We start from the raw sequence: 14289 nt of genomic DNA, 5'->3' as shown, positions 1-14289 counted from the left end.
TGGGGAATTTCCCCGCCATCGAATAGGTTGCCTATGAATGCCTTAACCCAGGAACTGGTCGAGCTGCTCAGCTTAGAAAAGTTAGAAGAAAATATTTTTCGTGGAATTAGCCGCAATCTGGTCGGCAAGCGTGTGTTCGGTGGGCAGGTCTTGGGTCAGGCCTTGCGTGCGGCATCTTATACCACAGACCGTCCGGCGCATTCCCTGCATGCCTACTTTCTGTTTGGTGGCGATGTTAACGCTCCGATCATCTATGAGGTTGACCGCATTCGTGATGGGAAGAGTTTTGTCAGCCGCCAGGTGCGTGCAATCCAGCATGGCCGGATCATTTTTATGTGTATGGTGTCTTTTGCCCAGCAGGAAGAGGGGCTGAACTATCAGATTTCAGAGCCTGAATATCCGCCAGCGGAAAGCCTGAAAAATGAAGTGGCTTTGGTCCAGCAGATGATTGAGTTTATTCCGGAAAATGTCCGTGCTTCTTTTACCCGTGAACGTCATGTCGAAATTCGTCCGGTCAATCCGCAAAATCCGTTTCAGCCCCAGCCTGAAGCACCTTCTTATGCACACTATATCCGTACCCATGACCGGATTGCTGCAGAAGTCGATGAGATTTCTCTGCATCAGGCCATTGCGGCGTTCTATTCTGACTTTACCTTGATGACCACGGCGCTACGTCCGCATGGCCTGAGCTATCTGTCTCCAAGCCTGCAGTGTGCGAGCATTGACCATGCCATGTATTTTCATAAGCCCTTCCGGGTAGATGAATGGATGCTCTATGACATGGAAGCAACGCAAAGTGCCAGTTCACGCGGCCTGAACTTTGGACGGATGTGGCAAAATGGCGAGCTGGTCTGTAGTACCACTCAGGAAGGCCTGATTCGTTTACGTGAAATTGAAACCCAGTAAATCAGCATATAAACCTACATCAAGCTGGACTCCGGATCCGGCTTGATGCTTTTTCAGAGACAGGTGTTTATAAAAAATTACTCGATTCTCTAGTTCTTGCGTGGCATAGTGCCGCTTAAGATCAATATTAAAAATGCACGTAAAATGAGCTTGAATACGCAGATTTTAATTGCCGCCGTCTTGGGGGTAGGGTTTGGATTTTTACTGACTTTATTTCCAGAAATCCCGTTTTTCAATATCAGCCTGTACGCAATCAGCATTGCGAGTAGCATCTTTATTGGTCTGCTTAAAATGATCCTGATCCCGCTGATTTTCACCTCAATTGTGGTGGGAGTCTCCAATCTGCAAGCCGGCGGGCAGCTCAGCAGGACCTGGAAAATCACATTGATGTGCTGTGTTACGACCACCACTTTAGCACTGATTCTGGGACTCACTTGTGCGCATTTATTTGAGGTGGGCAAGGGGGTAGATGTGGTGATGTTTCAAGATGCCATGGCACAGCATAAAACGCCGGATACCTTGACGCCGTCCTCCTTTTTCACCAATTTTATTCAAAACACCCTGATTAATCCTTTTAAGGCCTTTGCAGATGGCAATGTGCTGGCAGTGGTGGTATTTGCCTTGTTTATCGGGGTGGCGCTGGTGGCAGGTGGTGACCGCTTTCGTACCGTGCGTAAACTCAGTCATCAGTTTTTTGACATCATGATGTTAATGATTGGCTGGGTAATGAAACTGGCGCCGATAGGAATTTTTGCCTTATTGGCCAAACTGATTGCAACTGAAGATATTTCCGTGCTCAGCCGTCTGGCCGAGTTTGCGGCAGTGGTGACTGGAACCACGATTTTTCATGGTGTAGTGGTGCTGCCACTTCTGTTGTGGTTCTTCGGGAAAATGGACCCGTTGACTTTCTTTAAGGGCACCCGTAGCGCTCTGATCACTGCTTTTGCCACCAGTTCCAGTTCTGCCACCATGCCGCTCTCTTTAAAATGTGCACAGGAAAATTTAGGGGTACGCCCACAAACAGCCGGCTTTGTTATCCCTTTAGGCACTCAATTAAATATGGATGGCACGGCCTTATATGAGGCAGCAGCAGCATTGTTTATTGCTAACCTGATGGGGCTAGACCTGAGTTTGGGGCAGCAGCTGATTGTCTGTGCCACGGCAATGATTGCGTCTTTAGGTGCACCGGGTATTCCTAGTGCCGGAATGGTGACCATGATTATGGTGCTGCAATCCGTGGGGCTGCCTGCCGAAGCGATTGCGATTCTGTTACCGATCGACCGTCTGCTGGATACAGTGCGTACCGTGGTCAATGTACAGGGTGACATGATGATCAGCGTGGTGGTCGATCGTTATACCCGTGAGCCACAACAGACTTAGTCCACTTCCGAACTGGGGGTTAAACATGACTTTCAGGAGCTGGTCTCCAGATTCTAAACCTACCCTGCATAACCCTCGTAAGCGCTTGCTTGTGCAGCTCTGATAATTTCGGCGCCGGTATTTTCTGCCTGAGCTATAACCTGATCAACTTTCAGAGGATTATAGGTTTTTGTCCCCAGCTCATGTGTGCGGGGCATATTGCACTCAGCGTCAGTCCGGTATCCTGTTGAGTGCTGCTTTGCGGCCATAAAGCCAGTTTTAAACCTGATTGCAGTTCAATAAATGCTACAGCGACCTAATCAAATTTCTGATTGATGACGCCTTCACTGCTTAAGCCCAAGCCTTCACGATAAAAATCCAAGGCTGCCGCCAGGTCGCGCCCTGCAAACTTAATGACGGAAGTGCGGGCGTGCATACGCTATATTTATTGTTATTTCCATATACTGCGAACAAATTAAAAGCAGGGCATTGCCCCTGCTGGGTAGACATTATTGTATCGTGCGGCTTAAGTGATGAATGGGGGGATTATGCCACTTTCAGCTGTGTTGCACGTTTGGCTGCCGGGGAGGATGCCAGATAAGCAATCGCATCTTCAGTTTTGGCCTCGTGCAGTGGATCGTACCATGGCATCAGATATCCCAGCTGCTGTGAGATGAGCCAAAATGGGCTGGGTATTAAATTATTGTTACGTTGTGCAATCGCATACCATTCACGCCAGATCCACGGCTTGTATACGGCCGGGCGGATCGCTTTAAAGCGGGGGTCTTGTTTCATCAGATGGGCAGTGCCATCAACCCACAGCCCAATCACGGCCGCAATCACAATGATGCTGAGGTAATAACGGGCAATATAACCGCCACCTAAATGACGGTATAAATCAAAGGCGACAGTACGATGTTCAATTTCCTCTGCACCGTGCCATTTAATCAAATCCAGCATCGCCGGGTCTGCTCCCAGTTTCTGCCACTCCTGATTATACAGGGCATATTTACCCAGTACGCAGGTCATGTGTTCCACCGTGGCGATAATGCCGAGGCGAAATACATCCCATTGATGTTCAAATAATGAAGGAATCTTTAGGCCTAAAGGCTGATCGGCCAGTAATCGGCTAAACAGGAAATTCATGACATTCAGGTTGCGCTGGATATCAATATTACGCACGGTTAAATATTCGTAATTGGCAGAGTTATGCGCTTGAGCATGCATGGCTTCTTGGCGGATAAAGGCTTGCACATCCTGTTTCAGTTTTTCATCACGAATTTGGGGCAAAACTTTGTTATACAGGCGACAAAACCAGAATTCGCCAGCAGGTAAAATCATATTAATTTCATTGATGAAATAGCTTACATAAGGCTGCTGTGGAATCCAGTCCACGGGCGTGTCTTGCCATTCAAATTTTACTTTACGTGGCTGAATATAATAGCTGATAGATGAGCCGAGTTTAGCGTTTTTTAAACGGGAGAAAAGTTTCATCATACTGTCCTTATTGTTTTAACGTGTAATGCTCTACATGCGGTAAAAATCAGTATGAAAAAAATATCCCGCATTGTGATTAGCAATACGGGACATTGAAATATCAATTAATGATGAATTTGGGGGGGGATTATCCTGATTAATCGGCTTGTCGGCTTTCATCCGTCGCATCATCGGCAATTTGGGCCTCTGACTCATCTTCTTCTATAGCCATCGATTCTTGTGGTTCATCCAGTTCATCGGCTACCGCGTCAGGAATGCTGTCCAGGTCAAACTCAACGGTCTGATCCAGCGTGAAATTCAGGCGCCCCCCCATCACACTGGCCAGTTCTTCCAGACCTTGCTTATTGAGGGAAGAGAACAGCTGAATTGAAAAGTCCAGCTTCATTTTTTTCAGCTTGGCTTTCACTTCTTGCAGGACTTTAGAGGCTGGACCGCGATTCAGTTTGTCAGATTTGGTCAATAACACATGCACGAACAGTTTACGTGAATAGGCCCATTCCAGCATCATGATGTCAAAGTGCTGCAGAGGATGACGGATGTCCATCAATAACACCAGACCTTGCAGGCTCTGGCGATGAATCAGGTAATTTTCCAGCTCTTTTTGCCATACGATCTTCATGGCTTCTGGTACGGCAGCATAGCCATAGCCGGGTAAGTCAACCAGACGCTGATCCGGATTGCCCAGACTAAAGAAGTTGATCATCTGGGTGCGCCCCGGCTTTTTCGATGCACGTGCCAGCTGCTTCTGGTTGGTCAAGGCATTAATCGCGCTCGACTTCCCTGCATTTGAGCGGCCTGCAAAAGCCACTTCATATCCCGTATCTTCTACACACAGGCTCAGCTTGGGTGCGCTCATTAGGAATTCAGCTTTACGCAACCAGTTCAGTGCGCGCACAGAGTACTCAGTAATCGCAGGATCTACTTTTTTTTCATAGCTGATCTTTTGCTTTGGGGCATTCGATGCCTTACTGTTTTTCGACTTTCCTCTGCTGTGATGCATGGCTCAACTTCAATGACTAATATACAAGGAACTATTATAAAGGAAGTCGGGCAGGCAAGCGAACTTTAGCGCTGTTCAGCCGCAAAGAGGGGGAAATAGCTGTTAAAGATTAATCAGGTTGATGGGGGACTGAAGGCTAAAATGCCCTTGAACAGGCTGAATCACATCGCCCAGAATATACTGATCCAGACTGGCATAGAACTGTTCCATAGCTTGATCCAGAATACCTTTTAAACCGCAGCCATAGCGCAGTACGCAGGGAGGATCATTGCATTCCACAATCTGGTTGTCACGTTGTAAAATCCGCACAATCTGCCCGAGCTGAAGTTTCAAAGTATCCGGATTCAGGCGTACTCCTCCACCTTTGCCGCGGGTGGTAATCAGCCAGTTTTGCTTTGCCATAAAATGGACAATTTTCATCGCATGGTTTTGCGAAACTTCCAGGCGCTCGGCCAGCTCAGCAATCGTATAAGGGAGATCACGGGGTTGTGCAACATACATCAGTATACGAAGCGCATAATCAGTGAATTTATTCAGTTGCATGATAATACTGAGATTTTTGATTAAAAAAATTGGGGCTAGTCTAGCATAACCAAACTAACCCCCTTTTTTTATTTTGTGTCTGTGTTGCCGCTTAGTGGTGTACACCACCTGTGCCAAAGGCTTCACTGTGAATGTTTTCAGCCGGAATACCGCGAGCCAGCAGTACTTTTTGCTGTTCAGCCATAAATGGCATTGGGCCGCAAAGGTAGTAGTCTGCATTTGTTGGTAGTAAGGCACTGTCGAGGCTGCTAAGGTCTAAACGACCTGCAATGTCAAAGTCTTCGCCTAATTTGTCGCTGGCATGCGGAAACTCATAGGCAGTCACTGTGCTTAAGCGAGGATATTTTGCTTTTAAATCCTGAATATGCTGTTTCATGGCATGCACTTGTTTGCTGCGACACGCATGGATGAAAGTGACGGGTTGTGGCATATCTAAAGTAACCAGTTGATTCAGCATGGCAATCATCGGGGTGAGGCCTACACCCCCACTGATAAATACATTACGTTTATTTGCATCAATCAGGTAGAAATTACCTGTTGGCGCAGAGACTTCAATTTCTGAACCTTCTGGCAGGCTATGTAACGTATTAGAGACCCAGCCCGGAATTAAATCATCTTTCTGATCTTCGCGTTTGACCGAGATACGCAGATAGTCCGCTTGCGGGCAAGTGGACAGCGTATATTGACGAGGCTGTCTTAGGTTGAGTTCCGGCACAAAGACACGAACAGAAATATATTGTCCTGCTTCGTATTTTGGCAAATCGCCACTGTCTACAGGGGTAAGGTAGAAAGAAGTAATTTCATCACTTTCCACTACTTTTTTGGCAATTTTAAAATTGCGCCAGCCTAACCAGCTGCCTTTGGTTTGCTGATGTTGATCATAAATGGCTTTTTCAGTGTTAATGAATAAATCCGCCAATTGACCATAAGCCGCAGCCCAAGCATCAATTAAAGGATCTTCCATTGAAATATTGAGTACTTCACTGATGGAATGCAGCAGGTTTTCCCCCACAATATTGTAATCCGGCGCTTGAATATTCAGGCTGACATGTTTGTGGGCAATCAGTTCCACCACAGGCAAAAGCACGGAAGGATCTTCAATATTTTCCGCATAGGCCAACACTGCACCGGCCAAGGCTTGCGCTTGTGCGCCGCTACGCTGATGGCCCATATTGAAGGTTTCTTTTAAGTCTGGATTATTGCCCAGCATGCGGTTATAGAAATAACCTGTCAATGCAACCCCATTTTCACGAAGAACAGGAACAGTGGCTTTTACAAGATCAATTTGCTGCGGAGTCATAGCTGATTTCTCATGGGTGTTATCTATAAGATGTATTTAAAATACATTTTTAAAAATGGTTTTACAATAGCCATCACTTAAATACCCATAAAAAAATTATGGAATATAAGAATATTCTATAATGAAGAGGTTAATGATCGAAGGAATAGATTATTTTTACGAACAGGGTGCCCAATAAATCTCAGATAATTTTTTCTCTACTCTTGCCATCCATAGCTACGTGCAGCACTTTTGGTAAAAGTTCCAACTGTATCCTGAAACAGTTTTTGATGTTGCTTGGCAGCGGGTTCAGCTGCTTTTTGCTGCAATATCTCAAACGCATTTTCACCATCCAGGCTGTGTAGGTAAGTGCCTGCAATGACACTGAACAGTATTTTGCGTTCTTTGGCGGCAAATGGGTTCAATGAAGAATAGGGTACCTCCCCCAGCAACTTTCAACCATTTGCGATATGCCTTGTTCATTCAGATAGCTTATTCAGGCTTTGCCTGTGCCCAGTTCTTCAATGGCTTGGCTTTTAGGCTTAGGGTTTGAACACTGCCCGTTACCCCGGCGATTAAGCCGTGGTGGTGGGCAAATTGTGGGGATCAAACCCCCTCTGTGTGTGGGCGGGTTTTTTGGCAATCACAGTTGCTGCACCCATATGATTTTCTATTCTGATCTATTCATGTTGCTGCTGAGCTAACTGTTTTAATGCATTTTCTATATCTTGAATTAAATCTGCAGGATGTTCTAGCCCAATACAGAAGCGAACCAGGAAGCCTTCTTTCAAATGTGAATGTTGAAGCATGCGCATTTCTTTTAAGTCATAAAGCATGACTAGGCTAACCGGCCCACCCCAGCTAAATCCGAGCTTGAACAGTTGCAGGGCATCGCAGAAGGTACGAATATCTTCTAAAGTGTATTCAGGTTTAAAAATCACGCTGACCAGACCGGCACTTTGTCCATCTTTGCAAATTTCTTGCCAGTATTCATGACCTGCGGCATGCGTATCGGCAGGATGTAAGACCTGAACAAATTCATTTCGCTGTTGAAGCCAAGCCAGCAGTTTTAAACAGCTTTGAGCTTGATGTTGATAACGCAGTTGCATGGATGCCAGGCTGCGTTGCACTTGTGCCACATCATCACCGGACACGCTAATGCCTTGAATTGCATGTATGCGAAACAACTGATGATGCAGCTTTTGATCCCGTGTCACCACAGAGCCCATCAAAATGTCACCACCGCCGCTTGGATATTTAGTCAACGCATGCACGGTTATATCCACCGCTAAATGTTCCGTACCAAAGTCAAAGGCATTAAATGCCAGACCTGCTCCCCAGGTATTGTCGAGTGCAGTCAAAACATGATATTTCTGCGCCTTTTGAACTAAAGCGGTCAGATCTGGAAATTCCAGCGTTACTGAACCTGCGGCTTCGAGCCAAATCAGCTTAGCTTTTTCTGTAGGCTGGAATGAACTGGCCTCTATCGGATTATAGACCTTTACCGTAATACCATAGCGGCTTTCCAGATTACGCAGATGCTCCATGTTGGGGCCATAAATATTGTCTGCTACCCAGACTTCATCTCCCTGAGCAAGAAAACAGGAATTGACGAGGTTGATGGCCGACAGGCCGCTCGGAGCCAGCAAGCAGTATTGTCCGCCTTCAAGCTGAGCAATGTTGTCGGCTAATGTAAATGTGGTAGGTGTGCCATGGGTGCCATAACTATAATCATAGTCATCGCTCCAGTGGCGATTAAACAATGCATCCGTGGTTTCAAAAATGATGGTAGATGCACGATAAAGGGGAGGCTGAACCGTAGAGATATATTGAGGAGCCTTTCGCGGTGCATGAATCAGGGTAGTTTGTGGATTTTTTTTCACGTGAATGCGCTCAAATGTAAGTCGTTATTGTCCTAGCTTAAGAGAATCTCGGGGGCGCGACTAGGGCTATGAAGATGGTTGAAAAGCTTTATCTGGTTTTAGGGTGGATGGTGTGTTGTAAAATCGGCTTTTACGGCGGGATTAAAATAGCTCAACTCAGAGTAGGCTAGATCTAATAAGGATTTATCTTATGACCCATATTAAAAAAGCTGGCGAGGCTCTTAGGCACAGAGTGGAGTAATAGCGAATCCCCCCTCTTGATCAGCTCGAGCGGTTTGGTAAAAGTATGCTTGTTTCTTAATCTATTTTTGAAATAACTCAATGAATTTAAGAACCTTTGAGAAAGATAAAAAAGAGCTGACGCAGTGCTCGAGTCTATATCTCCAAGCTTGGCAGAAAGTGGGAAAATGAATAAAAAATGCTTTATGGAGGAAAGTAGCGACTCAATCGCGCAATTAAAAAGAAGCGACTGGGTCAATTTTGATACTTCTAGAAAAATAAATGGTCAATTCAGAAAATGCAGTCAAATAGCCGGATAAAACTGTAAAAGGCATTTGCTTATGCATTAAACAATGACTATAATGAGCGACCCTTCAATAGGAAGGGGTTAACTGCGAAGAAAGTAGTTAACTATCGTTACAGTCATGGCATCGATCATGACCTTGGTGATATTTCACTGCTCTTGACACTTACCTTGAAATAGTGGGGTGAGATGCGTCAAGAGTGATTCTTTATATATTTGGCTTGGAGTTAACTGGTATGTCTAACCAGAGAATTCGTATCCGTCTTAAGTCTTTTGATCACCGTCTAATTGATCAATCAGCTCAAGAAATCGTAGAAACAGCAAAACGTACTGGTGCACAAGTATGTGGTCCAATTCCAATGCCTACACGCATTGAACGTTTTAACGTTTTGACATCACCACACGTTAACAAAGATGCGCGTGACCAATACGAGATCCGCACTTACAAACGTTTGATCGACATCGTTCAACCTACTGATAAAACTGTTGATGCGTTGATGAAGTTAGATCTAGCAGCTGGTGTTGATGTTCAGATCGCATTGGGTTAAGGCTTTCGGTTAATTAACACTCTAAGTTAATTAGGCCGCTTTTTTAGAGGTTTATGCACATGGCTATTGGTTTAGTCGGTCGCAAGTGCGGTATGACACGTGTCTTTACAGACGCTGGTGTTTCTGTGCCTGTTACAGTGATTGAGGTTGATCCTAACCGAATCACTCAAATCAAAACGCTTGAAACTGATGGTTATCAAGCGATTCAAATCACTACTGGTGAACGTCGCGAATCTCGCGTAACTAACGCTCAGAAAGGCCACTTTGCGAAAGCGGGTGTTGCTGCTGGTCGTCTGGTTCAAGAATTCCGCGTTTCAGAAGCTGAGCTTGAAGGTCGTGAAGTTGGCGCTACTATTGGCGTAGATCTGTTCACAGTGGGTCAAATTGTTGACGTAACTGGTCAGTCTAAAGGTAAAGGTTTCCAGGGTGGTGTTAAGCGTTGGAACTTCCGTACGCAAGATGCTTCACATGGTAACTCTGTATCTCACCGTGTTTTAGGTTCTACAGGTCAAAACCAGACTCCTGGTCGCGTGTTCAAAGGCAAAAAAATGGCTGGCCATTTAGGTGCTGAACGCGTAACTGTACAGGGTCTTGAAATTGTATCTATCGACGCAGAACGTTCAGTTCTGGTAGTTAAAGGTGCGATTCCTGGTGCTACCGGTGGTGACGTAACTGTTCGTCCTACGATCAAGGCCTGAGGGGAAATAACGTGAATTTAAATACTGTTTCCGGCTCTGCTGTTGAATTATCAGAAGTTGCGTTCGGTCGTGAATTTAATGAAGCTCTTGTACACCAAGTTGTTACAGCTTACCTAGCTGGTGGTCGTCAAGGTTCTAAAGCTCAGAAATCACGTTCGGAAGTTGCTGGCGGTGGTAAAAAGCCATTCCGTCAAAAAGGTACTGGCCGCGCTCGTGCTGGTTCTATTCGTAGCCCAATCTGGGTTGGCGGTGGTAAAACTTTTGCTGCTCGTCCACAAGACTGGTCTCAAAAAGTAAACCGTAAAATGTACCGCGGTGCTATGCAATGCATCCTGGCTGAACTTGTTCGTCAAGATCGCTTGGTGCTGGTTGATGAGTTTGCAGTTGCAGCTCCAAAAACTAAAGAATTGCTTGCAAAACTTAACGACTTGAATGCTACGCGTGCATTGATCGTTACTGATGCTGTTGATGAGAACTTGTATCTGGCAGCTCGCAACATTCCATACGTTGATGTGGTTGATGCGACTGCAATTGATCCTGTTAGCTTGATCGCGTTCGATAAAGTTGTTATGTCTGTAGCTGCTGCTAAGAAAATTGAGGTAGAACTCGGATGAACAACGAACGTTTATATCAAGTCCTGCAAGGACCTGTTTTCTCAGAAAAAGCACAAGTTTTAGGTGAGACTGCTGGTGTTCAAGTATTCAAAGTTGCACTTGATGCAAATAAGCTTGAAATCAAAAAAGCAGTTGAACAACTCTTTGGTGTGGAAGTGGTTAAAGTTAACACGACTGTCACTAAAGGTAAGTCTAAACGCTTTGGTAAAACATTAGGACGTCGTTCTGATGTTAAAAAAGCATACGTCACCCTGAAAGCTGGCCAAGATGTTGAAATGGCTGACTTGGGCGATACCGCTGAAAGCACAGCGGAATAAGGACGAAAATTATGCCGATTCAAAAATGTAAGCCAACGTCTCCAGGACGTCGCTTTGTAGAGAAAGTCGTTCACGACCATCTTCACAAAGGTGCTCCGTACGCTCCATTAGTTGAAGCTAAAAAGCGTACTGGCGGCCGTAATAACAACGGTCACATTACGACTCGTCACGTTGGTGGCGGTCATAAACAACACTACCGTATCGTAGACTTTAAACGTAACAAAGACGGCATTCCTGCTGTAGTTGAGCGTATTGAATACGATCCAAACCGTACTGCGCACCTTGCGTTGCTGAAGTATGCTGACGGTGAACGTCGCTACATCATCGCACCTAAAGGTCTGCGTGCTGGTGATGCAGTTCAGTCTGGTAACGATGCTCCAATTCGTCCAGGTAACTGTTTGCCACTTCGCAACATGCCGATCGGTTCTACTCTTCACAACATCGAGCTTAAAATCGGTAAGGGCGCACAATTAGTACGTTCTGCTGGTACGTCTGCTCAGTTGTTGGGTCGTGACGGTTCTTACGCAATTATTCGTCTTCGTTCAGGCGAAATGCGTAAAGTACACGTTGAATGCCGCGCTGTGTTAGGTGAAGTATCTAACTCAGAAAGCAACCTTCGTTCACTGGGTAAAGCTGGTGCATCACGCTGGCGTGGTGTTCGTCCTACCGTTCGTGGTATGGCGATGAACCCGGTAGATCACCCACATGGTGGTGGTGAAGGGCGTAACAAGGGTATTCAACCTGTAAGCCCATGGGGTCAAAAAGCTAAAGGGTACAAGACACGTACCAATAAGCGTACGACTAAGATGATTATTCGCGACCGTCGCGTTAAGTAACAAGTAAAGGAATCTGACAATGCCTCGTTCTCTGAAAAAAGGCCCATTCGTCGATGCGCACTTGTTCGCTAAGGTTGAAGCGGCTATCGCGGCGAATAACCGTAAGCCGATCAAAACTTGGTCGCGTCGTTCGATGATCCTCCCGGATTTTGTTGGTTTAACAATTTCTGTTCACAATGGTCGTAACCATGTTCCGGTAATCGTATCTGAGCATATGGTTGGTCACAAGCTTGGTGAATTTGCACCGACTCGTACCTACCGTGGTCACGGTGTTGACAAGAAATCTAAACGTTAATAGGTGCTATGATGGAAGTAACTGCTAAATTACGCGGTGCCGCTATCTCGGCACAAAAAGCTCGTTTGGTTGCAGATCTTATCCGCGGCAAATCTGTTGCGCACGCTCTTAACATTCTTAACTTCAGCAACAAAAAAGCTGCAGTTCTGGTTAAGAAAGCGTTGGAATCTGCAATTGCAAACGCTGAACACAATAACAGTTTAGATGTAGACGATCTTAAAGTTTCTACGATCTACGTTGATGAAGGCATGAGCCTGAAACGTATTATGCCACGTGCTAAAGGTCGTGCAGATCGTATTACTAAGCGTACTTGTCACATCACCGTTAAGGTAGGGGTTTGATATGGGTCAGAAGGTTCATCCAATCGGTATCCGCCTAGGTGTTGTGAAACGTCATAACGCTAACTGGTATGCGAATCCGAAACAATACGCTGAATACTTGCTTAAAGATTTGCAGGTTCGTGAGTTTTTAACTAAAAAACTTAAGAATGCAATGATCAGCAATATTCTTATCGAACGCCCTACAGGCGCTGCTAAAGTAACAATTAGCACTGCTCGTCCTGGTATCGTGATCGGTAAAAAAGGCGAAGACATTGAGAAATTACAACGCGAATTAACATCTATCATGGGTGTTCCTGCGCAAGTAAGCATCAACGAAATCGATCGTCCAGACTTAGACGCGCGTCTGGTTGCTGAAGCAATCGCTTCTCAATTAGAAAAACGTGTAATGTTCCGTCGTGCTATGAAGCGTGCGGTTCAAAATACGATGCGTGCTGGTGCTAAAGGTATCAAAGTAGAAGTTTCAGGCCGTTTAGGTGGTGCTGAGATTGCTCGTACTGAATGGTATCGTGAAGGTCGTGTACCTCTACATACGCTTCGTGCTGATATCGACTACGCAACTATGCGCGCTGAGACTACTTACGGTACGATTGGTGTTAAAGTTTGGATCTTCCGTGGTGAGATCTTGGGCGGCATGAAACAAGTCATGAACCCGGCTCCAGCTGAAGAGCGTCAAGCTAAACGCGGTCGCGGTCGTGGTGAAGGTCAAGAGCGTCGTGGTCGTCGCAATGATCGTTCTGCTGAAAAAGGAGAATAATCCATGTTGCAACCTAAACGTACTAAATTCCGTAAGGTGCAAAAAGGCCGTAACACTGGTCTAGCGCACCGCGGTAGCTCAGTATCTTTTGGTACTATTGCGCTTAAATCAGTTGAACGTGGTCAAATGACTGCGCGTCAAATTGAAGCAGCACGTCGTACAATCAGCCGTCGTATTAAACGTGGTGGTAAGATCTTTATCCGTGTTTTCCCGGACAAGCCGATTACTTCTAAACCACTTGAAGTGCGTATGGGTAAAGGTAAAGGTTCTGTGGAATACTGGGTTTGTCAAATCAAACCAGGTAAAGTCTTGTACGAAATTGATGGTGTGAACGAAGAGTTGGCAACAGAAGCATTCAAGCTTGCTGCAGCTAAACTTCCGTTTAAAACCACTATCGTGACTCGGACGGTAATGTAATGAAAACTAAAGATCTACGTGAAAAGTCGGTAGAAGAGTTGACAGCTTTGCTTGATGAGCAACAGCTTAACCAATTCCGTCTTCGTATGGCGAAAGCAACTGGTCAATTGGGTAAATCGCACGAAGTTGCATTGACTCGCAAGACTGTTGCTCGTATCAAGACCCTACTTACCGAAAAACAGGGGAACGGACAATGAGTGAAAATACAGTCCGCACGTTAACCGGCAAGGTTGTGAGCGACAAGATGGACAAGTCTATCGTTGTACTGATCGAACGCCGCGTTCAACACCCGTTGTATGGCAAATTAATCCGCCGTTCAACAAAATTACATGCTCATGATGAGAACAATACTGCCAAGCTTGGTGATGTTGTAACCATTAAAGAAAGCCGCCCAATGTCTAAAACTAAGTCTTGGACTTTAGTTGAAGTTGTTGAAGCAGCTGCTGAGTAATTAACGTTCTTGTTGCATCATCGGTTAA

The 14289-nt window shown here is 45.6% G+C and carries 18 protein-coding genes and 1 pseudogene; 13 read left to right on the top strand and 6 right to left on the bottom strand.

Annotation, left to right across the window (positions count from 1 at the left end):
• Positions 1–33: 33 nt before the first annotated feature.
• Positions 34–906: an acyl-CoA thioesterase gene (locus E5Y90_RS11960; protein ID WP_151203998.1), complete on the top strand. Its 873-nt coding sequence runs from the start codon at positions 34–36 to the stop codon at positions 904–906.
• Between the two features lie 144 nt (positions 907–1050).
• The gene (locus E5Y90_RS11955; protein ID WP_174660283.1) at positions 1051–2286 is read left to right on the top strand and encodes a dicarboxylate/amino acid:cation symporter; all 1236 of its coding nucleotides are present in this window, start codon (positions 1051–1053) and stop codon (positions 2284–2286) included.
• Between the two features lie 525 nt (positions 2287–2811).
• Here the strand turns inward: E5Y90_RS11955 and E5Y90_RS11945 are convergent.
• The 6 genes from E5Y90_RS11945 to E5Y90_RS11920 all read right to left on the bottom strand — a co-directional run bounded on the left by E5Y90_RS11945 (position 2812) and on the right by E5Y90_RS11920 (position 8467).
• The gene (locus tag E5Y90_RS11945) at positions 2812–3759 is read right to left on the bottom strand and encodes a metal-dependent hydrolase (protein WP_174660282.1); all 948 of its coding nucleotides are present in this window, start codon (positions 3757–3759) and stop codon (positions 2812–2814) included.
• 139 nt (positions 3760–3898) lie between these two features.
• Positions 3899–4762 carry a ribosome biogenesis GTP-binding protein YihA/YsxC gene (gene yihA / locus E5Y90_RS11940; protein WP_174660281.1) on the bottom strand — a complete coding sequence of 288 codons (864 nt, stop codon included), beginning with the start codon at positions 4760–4762 and terminating at the stop codon, positions 3899–3901.
• A 102-nt stretch (positions 4763–4864) separates the two neighbouring features.
• Positions 4865–5305: an RrF2 family transcriptional regulator gene (locus E5Y90_RS11935; protein ID WP_174660280.1), complete on the bottom strand. Its 441-nt coding sequence runs from the start codon at positions 5303–5305 to the stop codon at positions 4865–4867.
• Between the two features lie 91 nt (positions 5306–5396).
• A complete protein-coding gene (gene hmpA / locus E5Y90_RS11930) occupies positions 5397–6605 on the bottom strand; it encodes an NO-inducible flavohemoprotein (RefSeq protein ID WP_174660279.1) in 1209 nt (402 codons plus the stop codon).
• Positions 6606–6802: 197 nt separating this feature from the next.
• On the bottom strand, positions 6803–7009 hold the full coding sequence (locus tag E5Y90_RS11925; RefSeq protein ID WP_174660278.1) for a hypothetical protein: 207 nt from the start codon (positions 7007–7009) through the stop codon (positions 6803–6805).
• A gap of 255 nt (positions 7010–7264) precedes the next feature.
• The gene (locus E5Y90_RS11920; RefSeq protein WP_174660277.1) at positions 7265–8467 is read right to left on the bottom strand and encodes a PLP-dependent transferase; all 1203 of its coding nucleotides are present in this window, start codon (positions 8465–8467) and stop codon (positions 7265–7267) included.
• A gap of 759 nt (positions 8468–9226) precedes the next feature.
• Between E5Y90_RS11920 and rpsJ the strand changes: the two genes are divergently transcribed.
• From rpsJ to rpsQ, 11 genes and pseudogenes are all read left to right on the top strand, one after another.
• Entirely contained in the window at positions 9227–9538 is a 312-nt protein-coding gene (gene rpsJ / locus E5Y90_RS11915) for a 30S ribosomal protein S10 (RefSeq protein WP_000070912.1), read from the top strand.
• Between the two features lie 59 nt (positions 9539–9597).
• The gene (rplC, locus tag E5Y90_RS11910; protein WP_151203991.1) at positions 9598–10236 is read left to right on the top strand and encodes a 50S ribosomal protein L3; all 639 of its coding nucleotides are present in this window, start codon (positions 9598–9600) and stop codon (positions 10234–10236) included.
• Positions 10237–10247: 11 nt separating this feature from the next.
• Positions 10248–10850: a 50S ribosomal protein L4 gene (rplD, locus tag E5Y90_RS11905; RefSeq protein WP_151203990.1), complete on the top strand. Its 603-nt coding sequence runs from the start codon at positions 10248–10250 to the stop codon at positions 10848–10850.
• Positions 10847–11167, top strand: a complete 321-nt coding sequence (gene rplW, locus E5Y90_RS11900; RefSeq protein ID WP_151203989.1) for a 50S ribosomal protein L23 — start codon at positions 10847–10849, stop codon at positions 11165–11167. Before rplD ends, rplW begins: the two co-directional genes overlap by 4 nt.
• Positions 11168–11178: 11 nt before the next feature.
• Positions 11179–12003, top strand: a complete 825-nt coding sequence (rplB, locus tag E5Y90_RS11895) for a 50S ribosomal protein L2 (protein ID WP_151203988.1) — start codon at positions 11179–11181, stop codon at positions 12001–12003.
• Positions 12004–12022: 19 nt separating this feature from the next.
• Entirely contained in the window at positions 12023–12298 is a 276-nt protein-coding gene (gene rpsS, locus E5Y90_RS11890; protein WP_004281508.1) for a 30S ribosomal protein S19, read from the top strand.
• Positions 12299–12309: 11 nt separating this feature from the next.
• A complete protein-coding gene (rplV, locus tag E5Y90_RS11885; RefSeq protein WP_001982638.1) occupies positions 12310–12639 on the top strand; it encodes a 50S ribosomal protein L22 in 330 nt (109 codons plus the stop codon).
• A gap of 1 nt (position 12640) precedes the next feature.
• Positions 12641–13457: pseudogene (rpsC, locus tag E5Y90_RS11880) on the top strand (30S ribosomal protein S3).
• Positions 13397–13810, top strand: coding sequence for a 50S ribosomal protein L16 (rplP, locus tag E5Y90_RS11875; RefSeq protein ID WP_151203986.1), 414 nt, complete (start codon positions 13397–13399; stop codon positions 13808–13810). Before rpsC ends, rplP begins: the two are co-directional and overlap by 61 nt.
• Entirely contained in the window at positions 13810–14007 is a 198-nt protein-coding gene (rpmC, locus tag E5Y90_RS11870; RefSeq protein ID WP_151203985.1) for a 50S ribosomal protein L29, read from the top strand. Before rplP ends, rpmC begins: the two co-directional genes overlap by 1 nt.
• The gene (gene rpsQ, locus E5Y90_RS11865; RefSeq protein ID WP_151203984.1) at positions 14004–14261 is read left to right on the top strand and encodes a 30S ribosomal protein S17; all 258 of its coding nucleotides are present in this window, start codon (positions 14004–14006) and stop codon (positions 14259–14261) included. The genes rpmC and rpsQ overlap by 4 nt, the downstream gene beginning before the upstream one ends.
• Positions 14262–14289: the final 28 nt, after the last annotated feature.

Source organism: Acinetobacter sp. 10FS3-1 (genome assembly GCF_013343215.1).
GTDB classification, from domain to species: Bacteria; Pseudomonadota; Gammaproteobacteria; order Pseudomonadales; family Moraxellaceae; genus Acinetobacter; species Acinetobacter lwoffii_C.
The sequence above is the reverse complement of the archived record's forward strand: the minus strand, read 5'-3'. Positions and strand labels throughout refer to the sequence as shown.